The organism is Faecalibacterium sp. I4-3-84 (assembly GCF_023347255.1).
In the GTDB taxonomy this organism is placed as follows: Bacteria; Bacillota; Clostridia; order Oscillospirales; family Ruminococcaceae; genus Faecalibacterium; species Faecalibacterium taiwanense.
This window is the reverse complement of the sequence record NZ_CP094466.1, coordinates 2,017,184-2,035,385: the sequence shown is the minus strand read 5'-3', so window position 1 is coordinate 2,035,385 and position 18,202 is coordinate 2,017,184. Positions and strand designations below refer to the sequence as shown.

At 57.8% G+C, this 18,202-nt stretch carries 16 protein-coding genes; 4 read left to right on the top strand and 12 right to left on the bottom strand.

Annotation, left to right across the window (positions count from 1 at the left end):
• The first annotated feature begins 95 nt into the window (after nt 1–95).
• A complete protein-coding gene (gene cysS / locus MTP41_RS09975; RefSeq protein ID WP_249235447.1) occupies nt 96–1,493 on the top strand; it encodes a cysteine--tRNA ligase in 1,398 nt (465 codons plus the stop codon).
• A 100-nt stretch (nt 1,494–1,593) separates the two neighbouring features.
• Nucleotides 1,594–2,514 (top strand): ROK family protein, encoded by a 921-nt coding sequence (locus MTP41_RS09970; RefSeq protein WP_249235446.1) that lies wholly within the window; start codon nt 1,594–1,596, stop codon nt 2,512–2,514.
• A gap of 135 nt (nt 2,515–2,649) precedes the next feature.
• Here MTP41_RS09970 and MTP41_RS09965 read toward each other — a convergent pair whose 3' ends face one another.
• The 5 genes from MTP41_RS09965 to MTP41_RS09945 all read right to left on the bottom strand — a co-directional run bounded on the left by MTP41_RS09965 (nt 2,650) and on the right by MTP41_RS09945 (nt 10,223).
• Nucleotides 2,650–3,954, bottom strand: a complete 1,305-nt coding sequence (locus tag MTP41_RS09965; RefSeq protein WP_097777462.1) for an HlyC/CorC family transporter — start codon at nt 3,952–3,954, stop codon at nt 2,650–2,652.
• Between the two features lie 258 nt (nt 3,955–4,212).
• Nucleotides 4,213–6,825, bottom strand: coding sequence for an ATP-dependent chaperone ClpB (gene clpB / locus MTP41_RS09960; RefSeq protein ID WP_097774301.1), 2,613 nt, complete (start codon nt 6,823–6,825; stop codon nt 4,213–4,215).
• A gap of 722 nt (nt 6,826–7,547) precedes the next feature.
• Nucleotides 7,548–8,450: a DegV family protein gene (locus tag MTP41_RS09955; protein WP_118528731.1), complete on the bottom strand. Its 903-nt coding sequence runs from the start codon at nt 8,448–8,450 to the stop codon at nt 7,548–7,550.
• 45 nt (nt 8,451–8,495) lie between these two features.
• The gene (locus tag MTP41_RS09950) at nt 8,496–9,788 is read right to left on the bottom strand and encodes an adenylosuccinate synthase (RefSeq protein ID WP_044953951.1); all 1,293 of its coding nucleotides are present in this window, start codon (nt 9,786–9,788) and stop codon (nt 8,496–8,498) included.
• Nucleotides 9,789–9,998: 210 nt separating this feature from the next.
• Complete coding sequence (locus MTP41_RS09945) at nt 9,999–10,223, bottom strand: DUF896 domain-containing protein (protein WP_005943900.1); 225 nt, start codon at nt 10,221–10,223, stop codon at nt 9,999–10,001.
• A 131-nt stretch (nt 10,224–10,354) separates the two neighbouring features.
• On the opposite strand from MTP41_RS09945, the gene MTP41_RS09940 reads away from it, so the two are divergent.
• Nucleotides 10,355–10,984 carry an epoxyqueuosine reductase QueH gene (locus MTP41_RS09940; protein WP_249235445.1) on the top strand — a complete coding sequence of 210 codons (630 nt, stop codon included), beginning with the start codon at nt 10,355–10,357 and terminating at the stop codon, nt 10,982–10,984.
• Nucleotides 10,985–11,012: 28 nt separating this feature from the next.
• On the opposite strand, the gene MTP41_RS09935 is transcribed toward MTP41_RS09940, so the two are convergent.
• The 7 genes from MTP41_RS09935 to rsxC all read right to left on the bottom strand — a co-directional run bounded on the left by MTP41_RS09935 (nt 11,013) and on the right by rsxC (nt 17,628).
• Nucleotides 11,013–12,089 (bottom strand): MFS transporter, encoded by a 1,077-nt coding sequence (locus tag MTP41_RS09935; RefSeq protein WP_249235444.1) that lies wholly within the window; start codon nt 12,087–12,089, stop codon nt 11,013–11,015.
• A 487-nt stretch (nt 12,090–12,576) separates the two neighbouring features.
• A complete protein-coding gene (locus MTP41_RS09930) occupies nt 12,577–13,476 on the bottom strand; it encodes an RnfABCDGE type electron transport complex subunit B (RefSeq protein WP_154260764.1) in 900 nt (299 codons plus the stop codon).
• Nucleotides 13,477–13,491: 15 nt separating this feature from the next.
• The gene (locus MTP41_RS09925; RefSeq protein ID WP_005943888.1) at nt 13,492–14,124 is read right to left on the bottom strand and encodes an electron transport complex protein RnfA; all 633 of its coding nucleotides are present in this window, start codon (nt 14,122–14,124) and stop codon (nt 13,492–13,494) included.
• 1 nt (nt 14,125) lies between these two features.
• Complete coding sequence (rsxE, locus tag MTP41_RS09920; protein WP_005943886.1) at nt 14,126–14,791, bottom strand: electron transport complex subunit RsxE; 666 nt, start codon at nt 14,789–14,791, stop codon at nt 14,126–14,128.
• Between the two features lie 16 nt (nt 14,792–14,807).
• Nucleotides 14,808–15,356 (bottom strand): FMN-binding protein, encoded by a 549-nt coding sequence (locus tag MTP41_RS09915; RefSeq protein ID WP_005943884.1) that lies wholly within the window; start codon nt 15,354–15,356, stop codon nt 14,808–14,810.
• Complete coding sequence (locus MTP41_RS09910) at nt 15,353–16,312, bottom strand: RnfABCDGE type electron transport complex subunit D (protein WP_097774296.1); 960 nt, start codon at nt 16,310–16,312, stop codon at nt 15,353–15,355. Before MTP41_RS09910 ends, MTP41_RS09915 begins: the two co-directional genes overlap by 4 nt.
• Entirely contained in the window at nt 16,312–17,628 is a 1,317-nt protein-coding gene (gene rsxC / locus MTP41_RS09905) for an electron transport complex subunit RsxC (RefSeq protein WP_242959231.1), read from the bottom strand. The genes MTP41_RS09910 and rsxC overlap by 1 nt, the downstream gene beginning before the upstream one ends.
• Nucleotides 17,629–17,941: 313 nt before the next feature.
• Here rsxC and MTP41_RS15585 point away from each other — a divergent pair, with 313 nt between their 5' ends.
• Nucleotides 17,942–18,067, top strand: coding sequence for a hypothetical protein (locus MTP41_RS15585; protein ID WP_256466439.1), 126 nt, complete (start codon nt 17,942–17,944; stop codon nt 18,065–18,067).
• Nucleotides 18,068–18,202 lie beyond the last annotated feature (135 nt).

Sequence of the window (18,202 nt, the reverse complement as noted above, 5' to 3'; positions counted from 1 at the left end):
TTCCGGTGTGCAGAATGCGCCGGGAGCGGTCGTTTTTTCTTGACTTCCCTTCTGTACACCGTTATAATGAAAAAAGTAAAAAAGGAGAAACAGCCATGCAGATTTTCAATACGCTGACCCGCCAGAAAGAAGAATTCGTGCCGCAGGTGCCCGGTGAATACCGCATCTATGTCTGCGGCCCTACCGTTTATAACTATATCCACATCGGCAACGCCCGCCCGCTGATCGTGTTCGATACCCTGCGCCGCTACCTTGAGTACCGCGGCAACAAGGTGTTCTATGTTTCCAACATCACCGATATCGACGATAAGCTCATCAAGAAGGGGCAGGAGGAGGGCACCTCCATGAAGGAGGTCGCCCAGCGCTTTGAGGCCGAGTACCTCAAGGATGCCGCCGGCCTCAACTGCAAAAAGCCCACCGTCCAGCCCCGGGCTACCGAGCACATCCAGCAGATCCTGGATATCGTGAAGGATCTGATCGACTCCGGCCACGCTTATGTTGCCAAGAACGGCGATGTGTACTTCCGGGTGAAGAGCGATCCCGAGTACGGCAAGCTGAGCCATTTGAAGCTGGACGATCTGGAGAGCGGCAACCGTGAGCTGCGCAGCCAGATGGACGACGACCTGAAGGAGGACCCCGCAGACTTTGCCGTGTGGAAGGCCGCAAAGCCCGGTGAACCTGCATGGGAGAGCCCCTACGGCATGGGCCGTCCGGGCTGGCATATCGAGTGCAGCGCCATGAGCCGCACCCATCTGGGCAAGACCATCGATCTGCACTGCGGCGGTCAGGATCTGATCTTCCCCCACCACGAGAATGAGATCGCACAGAGCGAGTGCGCCAACGGCTGCACCTTTGCCCGCTACTGGATGCACAACGGCTTCATCAACGTGGACAATCAGAAGATGTCCAAGAGCCTGCACAACTTCTTTACCGTGCGCGATGTGGCGGACATTTACGGCTACGAGCCCATCCGCTACTTCATGCTGACCGCAGGCTACCGGATGCCGCTGAACTACACCGTGGATCTCATCGAGAGCTGCAAGAACAGTCTCGAGCGCCTGTACACCTGCCGCGAAAATCTGGACTTTGCCCTGACCAAGGATGCCTTTGGCACCGACGAGACTCTGAAGGAAAAGGCTGCCGAGGCCCGCACCAAGTTCTGCACTGCCATGGACGATGACCTGAACACCCCGGATGCACTGGCTGCCGTGTTCGATCTGGTCAAGGAGATCAACACGCTGTCGGCTGTTTCCTCCAAGGATGCCCTGCAGACCGCCGCCGCTGCGTTCGACGAGATCACCGGCGTACTGGGCCTGCTGTACAACCGCAAGAAGGACGAGGTGCCCGCCGAGGTGACTGAGCTGGTAGAAAAGCGTGCCGCCGCCAAGAAGGCCAAGGACTGGGCCACTGCCGATGCCATCCGTGCACAGCTGACCGAACTGGGCTGGGCGGTCAAGGATACCGCACAGGGCCCGCAGCTGAGCAAGCTCTAAATTAAAGTAAAGCTATTCGCGGCATGTTGCGGATGGCTTTACTTTTTTGCGCGTATTTGCCATAATAAGGAAGAAGATCAGCTTTGTGGAGGGAACAGCAATGAAGGTCATGGTTTTTGACGTAGGAGGCACCGAGATCAAATATTCGGTCATGGACGAGCAGATGAACCGTTTCGATTCCGGTTCCGTGCCCACGCCGCAGGATACGCTGGCGCATTTTCTCGACACAATATACGCTCTGTATGCACCGCATAAGGATGAAGTGGACGGTATCGCCATGGCGCTGCCCGGCTTTGTGGATGCCAACACCGGCTATGTCTCCAACGGCGGGGCACTTCTGTACAACACCGGCACGCAGGTGGGGCAGCTGGTGCGCGAAAGATGCGGCTGCCGTGTCACGCTGGAAAACGACGGCAAGGCTGCAGCCATTGCAGAGCTGCGGGCCGGTGCCTTGCAGGGCTGCTGCAATGCGGCGGTGTTTATCATCGGCACCGGCGTGGGCGGCGGCATCATTGCCAATGGCCAGCTGGTGCGCGGCATGCACTTTACCGCAGGAGAGTACAGCTTTGTGAACACCAACGCCGACGAGTGGGAGAATACCGAAAAAACCATGGCCTGCCAGTGCAGCACCAAATACCTGCTCAAGTGGTACCGCGCCCGCAAGGGCCTGCCCGCCGATGCCCCCATGAATGGCAAACTCTTTTTTGAAGCCGCCAATGCCGGAGAACCGGAAGCGCTGGAAGTGCTGGAACGGTTCTGCAGGATGGTGGCCGTGCAGATCTACAACCTGACCGTATTGCTGGATGTGGAAAAGGTAGCCATCGGCGGCGGCATCAGCAAGCAGCCGCTGCTGCTGGACGATCTGCGCCGGGTATATGCCGGGCTGTTTGCTTCCCGTGGGGAATCACCTTACATGATCGGTCTGCCCCGCTGCGAGATCGTGCCCTGCCATTTCAGCAGCGAAGCCAATCAGGTGGGAGCATTGTATACCTATCTGCAGGCGGAAAGCAAAACCATTTAATGGCTTCCGCTTCGCTCCAGCCCTATTCAGCGGAACAATTATTTTTACAAAGCAAACTCCGGCAGACTGCGGTCTGCCGGAGTTTGCATTTTCACAGGATAGGGCCGTATTGGAAAACGGCATCCTCCCTTAGATTTACTTATTGGTCAGCCGGTTGAAGTGCGGCTTTTCGTCTTCTTCCTTCTTCGGTTCCGGCTTTTCCGCCGGGGTCAGGCGCACCTCGGTCACGCGGCGCTTGGCCGTGCGGGTAACAACACCGTCGTACTCGCCCAGCGTGAACCGGTCGCCCACCTTGGGCAGATGGCAGGTTTTTTCCTGCACCAGACCGTTCACCGTATTGGAATCGATGTCCTCATCCTCCGGCAGGCCCAGCCTCTCATACAGGTCGTCCACACCGGCACTGCCCAGCACGATCCAGCTGCCGTCCGACTGCCTGCGGAAGTCCTCGGTCGCTTCGTCGTGCTCGTCCCAGATCTCGCCTACCAGCTCTTCCAGAATATCTTCCAGCGTGATGATGCCCTCGGTGCCGCCGTACTCGTCCACCACCACCGCCATGTGATGGTGCTGCTCGCGCAGGGTGCGCAGCAGCTGGGAGATCTGGGTGGAGCCGGTGGTATAAAGGGTGGGCTTCACAAGGTCTTCCAGCGTGGTATCCTTGCGCAGACGGCCAAGGTAAAAGTCCTTTTCATGTACCACACCGATGATGTTGTCAATGGTGCCGTGGTAAACGGGCAGACGGGAATATCCCGATTCCGCAAAGGTATCGGCCACCTCATCCAGCGAGAGGTCGTCCTCCACCGCGATCACATCCACGCGGGGCGTGAGGATCTCCTCCACCTCCACATCGTCGAACTCAATGGCGCTGCGGATGAGCTGGCTTTCCCGGTCGGTCAGCTCGCCGTCGTTCTCGGCCTCGCTGACCATGGTCATCAGCTCACCCTCGGTGATGGTGTCCTCCTCGGTGCTGTGGATGAAATGCCCCAGCAGGCGCTTCCACTGGGTGAACAGCCAGGTCAGCGGGGTGAACAGGATCATGAGCAGGTTCAAAAAGGGCGAAACCGCCGTGGCAACCGTCTCCGGCATCTCCTTTGCAAGGCTCTTGGGGGTCACCTCGCCAAAGATCAGAACCACAATGGTCAGCACGAAGGTGGACACCGTCGCGCCCCGCTCCGGGTCCAGCAGGCGGGTGAACAGCACTGTGCCAATGGATGCTGCGGCAATGTTGACGATATTGTTGCCGATGAGGATGGTGGAGAGCAGCTTGTCGTACTTTTCCGACATAGCCAGCACGCGGGCTGCTGCCGAATCGCCGTCCTCGGCGCGGCTTTTCAGGCGGATCTGGTTCAGGGAAGAAAATGCGGTCTCAGAGGCGGAGAAAAAGGCGGAAAATGCCACCAGAATGATCAGCGCCGCCAAAAGCGTAATACTGCCATCGTCCATAAAAAGGGAAATCACACTCAACTTTCTGTTTTTATTAAAGAACAGACTCCCTCAGTCTGCTTCGCAACCAGCTCCCTCAAAGAGGGAGCCTTGCCGCACGATGACGGAAGGAGTTCTTTCCGTATACAAAAATGTGCTTCCCATCGTTGCTGTTCCGCGATGAAAAGCACATCAATGTTATTTGTAATCATACCATATTCTGTACGGTGGTGCAAGCTTTCTTGCCGCAAAGTCCATACAGAACAGGTAAAATTTACATTATCGCAGGGTCAAAGCGCCATTCTCGCAGTCTACCGTCAGGGTATTGCCCTCGGTATAGCTGCCCTGAATGATGGCCTTGGCGATCAGGGTCTCCACGCGGCTCTGGATGAACCGCTTGATGGGACGTGCGCCATAGACGCTGTCGTAAGCAGAATCGATGATGAAGTCCTTGGCAGCGGTGGTGACCTCCAGCTTGAGGTGCTTGCCCTCGTCCATGCGCTTGCGCAGATCCTGCAGCTGCAGATCCACGATCTTGCGCATCTCGTCCTTGGTCAGGCTCTTGTAGTAGACGATCTCATCCAGACGGTTCAGAAATTCGGGGCGGAACTTGCTCTTCAGCAGCTGGTCGATCTGGTGCTTTGCTTCCTCGCTCAGCTCGTTGGAGCCGTTGGCACGGCGCTGCTCCAGATCGTTCAGGATGATGTCGCTGCCCAGATTGGAGGTGAGGATGATGACCGTGTTTTTGAAGTCCACGGTGCGGCCCTGACTGTCGGTGATGCGGCCATCGTCCAGCACCTGCAGCAGGATGTTGAACACATCGGGGTGGGCTTTTTCCACCTCATCGAACAGCACCACGCTGTAGGGCTTGCGGCGCACAGCCTCAGTCAGCTGGCCGCCCTCTTCGTAACCGACATATCCCGGAGGCGCGCCGATCAGACGGCTGACGCTGAACTTCTCCATATACTCGGTCATATCGATTCGCACCATGTTGCGCTCGTCGTCAAACAGGGCCTGTGCCAGTGCCTTGGCCAGCTCAGTCTTGCCAACGCCGGTGGGGCCGAGGAACAGGAAGCTGCCGATGGGGCGGTTGGGGTTGGCGATACCGGCGCGGCTGCGCAGGATGGCCTCGCTCACCTTGGTCACAGCCTCGTCCTGACCGATGACCCGCTGGTGCAGCACATCGTCCAGATGCAGCAGCTTCTCGCGCTCACCCTCCACCAGTTTCTCCACCGGGATGCCGGTCCAGCGGGCCACGATGCGGGCGATCTCCTCGTCGGTCACGCGGTCACGCAGCAGGCTGTCCTCCTTCTTGGCGGCGGCGATCTTCTCTTCCTCTTCCAGCTGTTTCTGCAGCTGAGGCAGCTTGCCGTATTTCAGCTCGGCAGCCTTGTTCAGGTCGTACTCACGCTGAGCCTTTTCAATGTCGGCATTGGTCTGCTCGATCTGCTCACGCAGAGATTGCACCTTGCCGATGGCGTTCTTCTCGTTCTCCCACTTTGCCTTCATGCTGCGGAACTTGTCCTGCAGCTCGGCCAGCTCCTTTTCCAGATCCTTCAGGCGGCTCTGGCTCAGGGCATCGGTCTCCTTTTTCAGGCTCACCTGCTCGATCTGCAGCTGGGTGATGCGGTGGGCCAGATCATCCATCTCGCTGGGCATGCTGTCCATCTCGGTCTTGATCATGGCGCAGGCTTCATCCACAAGGTCGATGGCCTTATCCGGCAGGAAACGATCCGTGATATAGCGGTCGGAAAGGGTGGCAGCGGCGATCAAGGCGCTGTCGTTGATCTTCACGCCGTGGAACACCTCGTAGCGTTCCTTCAGGCCGCGCAGGATGGAGATGGTGTCCTCCACGGTGGGCTCATCCACCTGTACCGGCTGGAAGCGGCGCTCCAGAGCGGGGTCTTTCTCGATATACTGGCGGTACTCGTCCAGCGTGGTGGCACCGATGCAGTGCAGCTCGCCCCGGGCCAGCATGGGCTTGAGCAGGTTGCCTGCGTCCATGGCACCATCGGTCTTGCCGGCACCCACGATGGTGTGCAGCTCATCGATGAAGAGGATGATCTTGCCCTCGCTCTTCTTCACCTCGTTCAGCACGCTCTTCAGGCGCTCCTCGAACTCGCCGCGGTACTTTGCACCGGCCACCAGAGCGCCCATGTCCAGACTGAACACGATGCGGTCCTTCAGGTTTTCGGGCACATCGCCGCGCACGATACGCTGTGCAAGACCCTCTGCAATGGCGGTCTTGCCAACGCCGGGTTCACCGATCAGGCAGGGGTTGTTCTTGGTCTTACGGGACAGGATGCGGATCACGTTGCGGATCTCCTGATCACGGCCGATGACGGGGTCCAGCTTCTGCTTGCGGGCAAGATCTACCAGATCCTGACCATACTTCTGCAGGGCGTTATAGGTCTCCTCGGGATTGTCGTTGGTCACACGCTGGTTGCCGCGCACAGCCGTCAGTTGCTGCAGGAACTTATCTTTCGTGATGCTGAACGCACGGAACAACTCGGTGGTGTTCTGGGTCTGCTCGTCCAGCAGACCAAGGAACACATGCTCCACGCTGATATAGTCGTCCTTCATGGCCTTGGCTTCTCGGGCGGCGGCGCTGAGCACCTTATCGGCAGCCTGCGAGATATAGACCTTGTCGGGGTCACGGCCGGAGCCGGAGACCCGAGGCAGAGCCGAAAGCTTTTCGGCCACGGCGGCAGCAAAGCTGCCGGGGTCAACATTCAGCTTCTGCAGCAGCTGCGGGATCAGGCCCTGCTCCTGCGAAGCGAGGGCGTGCAGCAGATGTTCGGGTTCCAGCTGGTTATGCTGATACTCCACAGCCAGCTGCTGCGCTGCCTGCAGAGCCTCCAGCGTTTTCTGTGTATATTGATTGGTATTCATAAAGTCAAGCCTCCATTCATACCGGAAGGTTTATTTTAGCGAACACGATAGTCATCTGCTAAAAGCCCGGTGCAGAGATGCTGTCGAACGGGAAGCAGCGGCTATTCTTCAGTTGTTTCACGGTTTCAAGCACCTCCTGCCGAACTGGTTTTACTTGTTTTAGCACTCTATCTGTTCGACTGCTAAAACTATACTCCTGTTTTCCCACTTTGTCAATAGGGTTCATAAAAAGTTTGCAAATCATAATTTTTGCTAGAAAAAACACGCAGCCTTGCCATACCGTTCGTCGCGTAAGCGACTTAAAATCGGCGCAACACAAAAAATCCTCTAGCGCAGCGACTTGGATTTTTTGTATGGAGCCCATCTGCTTTGGGATTATTAAGGGCGAGCAGCCCTTAGTTTGCAACGGCGACGACCGCGGCCAGTGGCCGAAACAGGGAGGAGCTGTTGGGGCAGCGGCCTGCAGGATGCGAGTGCCGCGCAAGGCACGAAGCAGACGCAGGGAGCCGCAACCCGCCGCCTCCCGCGCCTCGAAAGTAGCGGGTGCTTTTCTGGTTCTCTTTTGGCACGCAAAAGAGAACTTATCCGGTGGAGAAGAATTGCATAAAAGTCAAGAAATCTGTTCCACTCGAATACGCTCTGTATGGGAAGCATTGCTCTAAAAAAAGAACCCCAAAAAATCCATAGATTTTCTGGAGTTCAAAAATTCATATAATGTGATCTCAGCCCTGCTTTTTCCAGCGGCGCATCACGCCCATGCCCAGCGCATAGGGGCCGGTGTGCACGGCAATGGTGCAGCCGATCTGCAACAGGCCCACTTCGCACTGTGCGCCGGGGTACTTTGCACGCAGGGCCGCGCGGGTCTGCATCCACAGGCGCTTGCCTTCCTCTTCGTCGTAGCCGTAGCCTACGGTGATGCGGTAGTCGTCCGGGGTGCCGCCGTGGGCATCCAGATAGTTCATCAGCTGTTCCAGCGCTTTTTCAAAGCTCTTCTGTCGGCCGCGTGCCACGCCGCCGGAGAAGATCTCGCCATCCTTGAACAGGATCATCGGCTTGATGCCCAGCATGTTGGCTGCACGGCCCGTCACCTTGCCAATGCGGCCGCCCTTAATGAGATAGTCCAGATTGCCTACCGTGAAGAAGATCTGGTTGGTAGCTTTCTCTGCTTCCAGCCATGTCACAGTCTCGTCCAGCGTGCAGCCTGCGTCCCGCATGGCCACGGCGTTTTCCACCATGGTGGACTCGGTAACGGTAGCCGCCGCGCTGTCAATGACCTCAATGCGGGCATCGGGGAAATCTTCCAGCACCAGATCCCGGGCATTGCGGGCGCTGCCCACACAGCCGCTCATCTTGCTGGTGAACACCAGACACAGCACATCCCGGCCAGCAGCAGCATGGGCACGGAATGCCTGCTCAAAGTCCTCAATGGAAGCAAGGCTGGTTTTGGGGTAGGCCGAAGGGTTGTCCACCATGAACTGGTAGAAGTCCCGCACGGCGATCTCCTTGCCTTCTTTGCGGTAGTGCTCGCCGTCCAGCGAGACATAGAAGGACACGACCTCGATTTGGAGCTGTTTGGCAGTGTCCAGCGTCAGGTCGCATGCGCTGTCGGTAATGATATCAAACATCTGTGACGCTTCCTTTTCTGAATCATTCAGGAGCTTTGCAGGGGATCATACGTGGTGGATATAAGCCTCACGCTCGGCACCCACAGAGATGTAGGTGATCTTGCAGCCGACAGCCTTTTCCAGATATTCCACGTAATCGCGTGCTTCCTTGGGCAGGTCTTCCCACTTGCGGGCTGCGGTGATATCGCAGTGCCAGCCGGGCAGGTACTCCACCACGGGCTGTGCGGTGTCCAGAGCTTCGCCCATGGGGAAGCGGGTGGTAGTGCTGCCATCGGTCAGCTTGTAGGCAGTGACCATGGGGATCTTTTCCATGTAGTCCAGCACGTCCAGCAGGGTCAGAGCAACTTCATCGCAGCCCTGGCAGAACACGCCGTAGCGGCTTGCCACCAGATCGATGGGGCCAACGCGGCGGGGACGGCCGGTGGCTGCACCGTACTCGTGGCCAGCCTCACGCAGGTCGTGCTTTTCCTCTTCGGTCATAGCCAGCTCGGCAGTGAAGGGGCCGTCACCCACGCAGGAGGAGTAAGCCTTCATCACGCCGATGGAGTTGTGCAGCTTGTGGCCCGGGATGCCTGCGCCGATGGGAGCGTAAGCACCGATGACGTTGGAAGAGGTGGTATAGGGGTAAATGCCGAAATCGATGTCGCGCAGAGCGCCCAGCTGAGCCTCGAACAGGACCTTCTTGCCTGCAGCGTCTGCATCGGCCAGATACTGGCCCACATCGCAGATGTAATCCTTGAAGATGGCGGCATACTTTTCGAGCCATGCCCACATCTCATCCACGCTGATGGGAGCTGCGTTGTAGCTGCCCTCCATCACCAGATTCTTGGAATCCACCATGGTGACGAGGCGCTTCTTCACAGCGTCGTCCAGATGCAGCAGGTCGCCCATGCGCAGGGTCTTCTTCATGTACTTGTCGCCGTAAGCGTAGGCAATGCCGCGCTTGGTGGAGCCGAACTGTGCGCCGGTCTTGGACAGACGTGCTTCTTCCAGACCGTCCTGCTCCACATGGTAGGGCATGGTGATGGTTGCACGGTCGGAGATCTTCAGGTTTGCCGGGCTGATCTCAACGCCCTGCTCCCGCAGCTTGTTGATCTCGCCGTCCAGATGATGCGGGTCGATGACCATGCCGTTGCCCATAACGCAGACCACGTTCGGACGCAGGATGCCGGAGGGCAGCAGATTCAGCACGAACTTGCCGCGCTCGTTCTTGACCGTGTGACCGGCGTTGTTGCCGCCCTGATAACGTGCAACGATGTCATACTCCTGGCTGATGAGGTCGACCATGCGGCCCTTGCCTTCATCGCCCCAGTTGATACCCGTAATTGCAGTAAGCATAATAAATGACCTCTTTATCATTTTTTCAAAAGACAGCCTTTTCCGTGCACCTTGCCCGGGATACGCCACCTTGGGAAAACGCATCAGCAGGCATACACAAAGCACATACCAATGCAAGTATAGTATAGCACAGATCGCCGTGCAAAAAAAGAGGAAAACACAGCTTTGGGCTGCGTTTTCCTCCAAAAAAGTGTGCGCAAAATTGTGCGTTCAGCTGCGGGGGTTCTCAAGGTCGGCACGGCGGGTCACCTTGTGGATGGTGCCGTCCGGCTCCTGAATGGAGGTGTTGGCCAGCTGCGCGCGCAGGCTGGCCTTCATGTCGTCGATGTATTCGCGGCGCAGGGCCTGCTGCTCTGCCTTTTCGGCCTCGGTCAGTCCGGTGGTCTTGCTCTTTTTTGCCAGCTCGTTGATGCGGGCGATCTTTTCCTGTGTCATGGTGCCTCCTGTATTTTCAAGCGGAATATGTTATAATAAGAAAGCAAACCCTCTCAGTCATTGCTGTGCAATGCCAGCTCCCCCGAAAGGGCGAGCTTTTTGAGGAATTTTCTCAATCAGTATAGCAAAGGATGATAAAAATGGCAACTCAATTGAATTTTGCACAGCAGATGGATGCCGTGCTCAAAACGCTGGATGGCACCCGGCCGCGCCTTTTGCTCCACGCCTGCTGCGGCCCCTGCTCCAGCGCAGTGTTGGAACAGCTGTGCCAGTATTTTGAGATCACAGTGCTTTACTATAACCCCAACACATGGCCTGCAGAGGAATACTTCCGCCGGGGCGAAGAGCTGAAAAAGTTCGTGGCAGCAGCCCATCCTCTGGGCGTGACCGTGGTGGAGGACCACTACGACCCGCAGGAGTTCTACTCTGCTGTCACCGGCCTTGAAAACGAGCCGGAGCGGGGCAGCCGGTGCACGATCTGCTACCGGCTGCGAATGCGCCGGGCGGCGCAATACGCCAGTGAGAACGGCTTCGACTGGTTCACCACCACACTGTCCATCAGCCCGCATAAAGATGCCAAGCGCATCAATGCCATCGGGCAGGAGCTGGAAGCCGAGTTCGGCGTAAAGCATCTGCCTTCGGACTTCAAAAAGCACAACGGCTATCTGCGCAGCCTGCAGCTTTCGGAGGAATACGGCCTGTACCGGCAGGATTACTGCGGGTGCGAGTTCAGCGCGAAGGCCAGAGGGATCGAAAAGTAAGCCGTTATCGGGCAGGCCGCTTTTTTGCTTACTCTTCCGGCAGCTTTGCCACCAGCAGGGTAAAGACCACAAGGCCCACGCAGGGCACGATGTTGGATGCCATACCGGCGGCAAGGCCAGCCTTTTCGGCTACGATGCCAATGATCCACGGCATGAGGATGGCACCGCTGGACGCCGCCGGCAGCATGATGCCCATGCTGGTAACGCTGGTCATGCGGCCCGCGCTGGCTACAGCAGTGGGGTTCAGGCCCGCCATGGAGAACGCAAACGCAAACAGCAGCACGATGGCCATGCCCTGCGTGTGGGCCATGACCAGCAGCACATAGAAGAAGGTGCACAGCACGCTCATGCCCACCATGGCCTTGCGCGGGCTCCTGAACGGGAACACGAATGCGATCAGCAGACGGGCCACCAGCGTGGCACCCCACATGACCGTGACGGTGTAAGCCGCCAGTGTGCCCGCAATGATGCCGCTGCCCTTGAAGTAAGTGACCATCCAGCCGTTGACGCTCTGCTCTGCAGCGTTCTGGAAGAACAAAAGGCCGGTCAGCAGCCAGAAGCGCGGCGCGTGCAGAAAGCTCCAGTCGATGACCTCTTTCGTCCGGGCTGTTTTCTGACTCCCGCCGCCCAGCGGAGTAAATCCATACACCAGCCAAAGCATCAGGCCCAGCACCGCCAGCAGGAACACTGCCAGTGCGGTGCTCACCCTTGCCGCCGCTGCAATGAGGAAGGGGCACAGCAGTGCACCGCAGGCGTAGCAGCTGTGCATCAGGTTCATGCCCCGGGTGCGGTCGGCAGAGTGATCGCTGACCAGAATGGTGCAGGTGTTCATGACGCTGCCCTTGGCAATGCCCACCAGAAAAAACGCCAGCGCCAGCACCGCCACGGCACCCGTCAGGCCCATCAGGCTGTAGCCCACCGCGTAGCCGATGGTCAGCAGCAGCACGCTGCGTTTCATGCCCAGCGCACCGGGCAGCACGCCCACCAGAAACCCGGCGATCAGGTTGCCGATGCTCATGAGCGAGAGCAGGGTGCCGGTCATGCCGTAGGCAAAGCCGTAGCGCTCCTGCAGCAGGCTGACCACCACGCCCGCACTGATGGGCACAGATGCCACTGAAGAAGAAAGTAAGAAAGCCTGTATTCCGCAGGCGTGCAGACTGTTGTTCCATAATCGTCCTCTTTCTGTGAAAATATCCTCCTTCTATTTAACCATAATTCCGCCTCATTGCAACCGGATTTTCTTACAAAAAGTTGCAAAAAGCCCGCCGGGGCATGGACGATTTAAAATGCCCTCCGCGTTGCTCTGGGCATAATTCAAGGAAATATTCTTCTGGATTTCGGTAGAACGGAACGCCTGCGGGCGTTCCGTTCTACCGTTTTCACAAGAAAGGTCGCAGAGATGAGATGCATTTTCCCGTCACAGCCCCTCTCGTGAAAAAAGCGTTTGGAGCGCTCCGCAGAGCGCGACAAACGTGAAATTAAAAATGATTTTTCCGCTGAAGATGCCCAGAGCAACGCGGAGGGCATTCCCAATCATTTTCTATGCGAAAAGCCCGCCGGGCATCGCTGCACGGCGGGCTTTGGTTTACAGTTTACTCTGCCTTGGTCTCGGGCTTTGCCTCAGCAGCGGCTTCCGGCTTTGCTGCGGGGGCAGCAGCGGGAGCGGCGGGCTTCACCACGGGCTTCGGAGGATTGGGGTCATCCTTCAGCGGGAAGAGGATGATGTGCTTGGGGCACTTCTGGGCACACATGCCGCAGCCCTTGCACTTGTCATAGTCGATGCGGGCCACGCCGTCCACCACGTGGATAGCGTCGAACTTACAGGTGCGCTCGCACATACCACAGGCAATGCAGGAGGTGGTGCAGGCCTTCATGGCCACAGGACCCTTGTCCTTGTTGGAGCACATGACCACCGGCTTGCGCGGGCCGCCCACGTCGATCATGATGACCTGCTTGGGGCAGATGTTTGCGCAGGCACCGCAGCCGGTGCACTTGTCCTTGTCCACCTTGGCAACACCGTCCACAATGTGGATAGCATCGAACTTACACACCTTAGTGCAGTCGCCCAGACCAACGCAGGCAAAGGAGCAGGTCTTGGGGCCGCCGTACAGTGCAGCAGCGGCTGCACAGGTCTGGATGCCCTTGTAATCATAAGCAGGCTTGCAGTGCTCGGAATTGCCCTGACACTGGACAACCGCCTTCTTTTCCACAGCGCTGGCCGTGCCGCCCATGATCTTGGCAATGGCAGCGGCAGCCTTAGGGCCGCCAGGTGCGCACTTGTCGCAGGGCACGCCGTCCATGACCACAGCCTTTGCGTAGTCCGCACAGCCTGCGTAGCCGCAGCCGCCGCAGTTTGCACCGGCAAGGCAGTTGGTAACTTCTTCAATGCGGGGGTCTTCCTCCACCGCCATGAACTTGGACGCTGCGACCAGAACGATCGCGCCGACTGCGCCCACGATGGTACACAGGATAACAGCAGATACAATATTCATAATCCTGTTCCTCCCTTACAGCGTGACATTGAACAGGTTTTCGACGATGCCGCCGAAGCCCATGAAGGACAGGCTGGTGATTGCTGCTGCGATCAGGGTGATAGGCAGGCCCTTGAAGGGTGCCGGGGGATCGCAGGCTTCCACGCGCTTGCGCACGCCGCTGAACATGACCATGGCCAGCATGAAGCCGCAGCCTGCGCCGATGGCACACACCAGAGCCTCAATGTAAGCAACACCGAAGCCCATAGCAGCCACATCTGCGCCGTAGTCGCCCACGACCAGAATGGTGACAGCCAGAACACAGCAGTTGGTGGTGATCAGGGGCAGGTAAACGCCCAGAGAGTTATACAGTGCAACCACGTACTTCTTGAGGAAGATCTCGATGAACTGCACCAGAACAGCAATGACCAGAATGAACACGATGGTCTGCAGGTAGCTCAGACCAGCCGGGTCCAGAATGAAGATCTGGATGGGGAAGGTAACGGCCGTTGCCATGAACATGACGAAGATGACGGCACCGGACATACCAACCGCAGAATCCAGCTTTTTGGAAACGCCCAGGAACGGGCAGATACCGTAGAACTTCACCAGCACGTAGTTGTTGACCAAGATCATGCTGAAGAAGATCGCAGCGAGTTTTACTAACATCTTATTCTGCCTCCTTCTTCAGGTTATCAAGGTCGCAGCAGCTCTTGCGCTCGATGCGGGCATCCAGCTTGCCTTCCAGCCACACACAGCCGGCCATCAACAGGCCAAAGCAGAAGAATGCGCCGGGAGCCTGCGTCATGATGGAGACCTTGGCAACGCTTTCCGGGATCACCTGGAAGCCCAGCCATGTGCCGCTGCCCAGGATCTCACGGATGGATGCCATCAGGGTAGCGGTGAGGGTGTAGCCAACGCCCATTCCCACGCCGTCCAGTGCGGAGTCCACGATGCTGTTCTTGCAGGCGAACATCTCGGCACGGCCCAGAATGATACAGTTGACAACGATCAGGGGCAGGAACACACCCAGAGCGTTGTACAGGCTTTCCATGTAAGCCTGCATGAACATCTGAACGATGGTCACGAAGCTTGCGATAATGACGATGTAGCAGGGCAGATGCACCTTGCCGGGGATCACCTTGCGCAGCAGGGAAATCATGATATTGGAGCACACCAGCACGAAGGTGAAGGCGGCACCCATGCCCAGAGCGCTGGAAACTGCGGTGGTAACTGCCAGAATGGAGCAGGTACCCAGAACCAGACGCAGAACGGGGTTTTCTTTGATAATGCCGTTGGTAAGGATGCTTACCTTGGACTTATTTTCTTGTGCCATTTCTTACCAACCTCCTTTACGCCAGCTCGTTGTAGCAGTTGACACAGTCATTGATGGCAGCAAACAGAGCGGTGGACGAAATGGTTGCACCGCTGTAGGCATCGTAATCCTGATTCATCACAATGTTCTGGGTGCCGTCCATGCCGTCGAACTGCGCCAGGAAGTCGTCACTGCTCACGTTGGAGCCGATGCCCTTGGTCTGGGTGGAAGCGTCTACCCACATGCCGGTCTCGGCACCATTGGCATCAAAGCCCATGATAACGGTCAGGATACCGCCGTCAAAGCCCTTTTCCTCGGCCTTGATGGCAGTGCTGCCGTCCGGAGCCTTGACCACGCCGGTGATGCCGGCGGTGGTGTAATCGGTCACTTCTTCCAGCTCGCTGGCATCCGAAACGGAGGGCAGCACGCCGACATAAGCGGCCAGAGTGGTGCGCTTGGTGTTCTCGGCAATGACCGGGGCGGTCATACCGTTCACCAGTGCCAGCAGCAGGCTGGCGATCAGGGAGATAACGCTCAGCACAACAATGGGCTTGATGGTGCTCTCCCAGTTGGAAGACTTACTCATTTGCCAGCACCCTCCTTTGCTTTCTTTGCAGGCTTGATGTAGCCATACGGGGTCTGACGGGTCAGATCGTTGATGTAGGGAACCCACAGGTTCATGAACAGCAGTGCGAAGGACACGCCCTCGGTGTAGCTGCCCCAGTAACGGATGGCAAAGGTGACGATGCCCAGTGCCACGCCGTACACCAGCTTGCCCTTCAGGGTGAAGGGGCTGGTAACGTAGTCGGTAGCCATGAACACGGCACCGAACAGCAGGCCGCCGCTCAGCACGGCAACCAGAGCCTCGTGCACACTGTGGGTAGCAATGAGGTAGAACACGAACATGCTGCCGACGTAAGAAGCCGGGATGGCGATGCTGATGGTCTTGGTGGCCACCAGATAAATCAGGCCCAGCACGATGGCCAGTGCGCAGGTCTCGCCCAGCACACCGCCATGGATGCCCATGAACAGATCCAGCAGGCTCAGCTTGGACTTATCGGCCACAGCCAGCGGGGTAGCGCTGGACAGCTGGTCCACCGCTGCATCCGGGAACACCCACTTGTTCATGGAACCGGCAAAGCTGATGAACAGCACGATACGGCCCACCAGAGCGGGGTTGGCAAAGTTCATGCCGATGCCGCCGAACAGCTGCTTGACGATGACGATGGCCACCAGATCACCGATGATGAGCTGGCCGATGGGCATGCCCACGGGCACGTTCATAGCCAGAATGATGCCGGTGACGACGGCGGACAGGTCGCTGATGGGGTTGGGCTTCTTGAGCAGCTTGCAGTACAGCCACTCAAAGGCCACGCAGGCCACCACGGACACGGCTGTTACCAGCAGTGCACGCATACCAAAAATGATGGCAGAGGCCACCACGCAGGGGCACAGGGCGACGATCACGTTGGCCATCAGGCTCTGGGTGGTCTCTTCGCTGCGCACATGCGGGGAAGCCGAAACAATAAGCTTCGTATCCATTACTTATTGCCTCCTTTTTTGATTTCACCAAGGTAGAACGCCTTTGCCAGACTCATCATCTGGGTAACAGGGCGCTTTGCCGGGCAGACGAACGAGCAGCTGCCGCAGTTGAAGCAGTAGTCTGCATGCAGCTTGCCCAACTCCTGCACATCGCGTGCAGCGTATGCCTGATTGACCTCCACAGGCTCCAGACCCATGGGGCAGTACTCCACGCAGCGGCCGCAGCGGATGCAGGGATTCACCGGTGCAGGCTCTGCAGCGGCCTTGCTCAGGAAGATCAGGCCGGAGGTGGTCTTGGTGGTGGGGTAGCTCAGGTTCTCCACAGCGGGGCCCATCATGGCACCGCCGGCAACCACTTTGCCCAGCTCGCCCTTGACACCCGCAAAATCAATGATGTCCTGATAGGCAGTGCCCACGGGGACAACGATGTTCTGGGGCTTTGCGCAGGCGTCGCCGTCCACGGTGATGGTGCGCTCGACCACCGGCATACCGGTAGCCAGATACTTGCCAAGGGTGGAGACGCTGGTCACGTTCATGACGATGGCCCCGGCATCTGCGGGCAGACCGCCGTGGGGCACTTCGCGGCCCAGACACTTTTCAATAAGGATCAGCTCTGCGCCGGTGCCGTAGACACTGGGCAGGGGCTTGACCTCGATGGTGCTGTCGCCATTGGTCTTTTTGCACAGCAGGTCGATGCACTCGGGCTTGTTGTTCTCAATGCCGATGACGCACTTCGGGATGCCGGTGTACTGCAACACGGCCTTGATGCCGCGGATGATATCATCGCTGCAGTTCAGCATCTCCTGCGTATCGCTGGTCAGCCACACTTCGCACTCGGAAGCGTTGATCAGCAGGGTATCCACCTGCTGCTTGGGCTGCAGCTTTACGTCGGTCGGGAAGCCTGCGCCGCCCAGACCGACCAGACCGCACTCACGCACAGCCTTGAGGAAGCTGGCCTTATCGGTCACTTCCGGTGCCTTGACAGCCGGGTCCACGGTCTGTTTGCCATCGGTCTTGATAACGACAGAGTCGCACATGCGGCCATTGGACAGACGGAAGGGCTCCACTGCGGCAACCGTGCCGGAGACACTGGAGTGGATGTTTGCAGAGACGAAGCCGCCAGCCTCGCCGATCTTTGTACCAACGAACACCTCGTCGCCCTTTTTGACCAGAGCTTTGGCGGGAGCGCCGATATGCTGGCTCATGAGGATGCGTACCTGCGCGGGCAGAGGCATCGGGATCGGTTTGCTTGCAGCAGTTGCCTTGTCATGCGGCGTATGCGCGCCAAGCGCCGCACGTTTCAGCTTGTTCAACATGGAATTCAAATCCCCCATTCTGCTTGAATTGCCGCCCCCACGCCCATGCAGGCGCACTGGTACAGGGACAGCAGCTGCTTAACATGTTTATTGTATCATTTTGGCGTGGGAAGTCAACGACAATGGCACAAAAATGATGTATTTTCCTGAACTTTCTTTTCATTTTTTCGTGGTTATATACAACTAACCACCGTATTTTTCTTCCAGCATCCGGTGTTTGCCTTTGCAGACGAAATATGGTATACTATTGTCAACATTCACTTGCGGAACGTCCCCCGCTCCGCGCAAGACTTTTCCAAGGAGGCTTCAAACCATGAAAGTTCTCAAAGTGCTGCTCGCATTGCTCACCACGCTGGCCGTTGCCCTGACCGCCGCCCTGCTGCTTGTTCAGGATAAAAACGCGCCCCGCTATATCCAGATCTACGAAAACGAGCAGTAACACCCGTCTTGCACAAACACATCCCCCAGCCTGAGCGGCACGCCGCTGCCCGGGCTGGGGGATGTGTTGTTTTTACAGCGTAGGACCAACACAAAAACGCCGCTGACTTTTTGCCAGCGGCGTTTGCTCAAATTT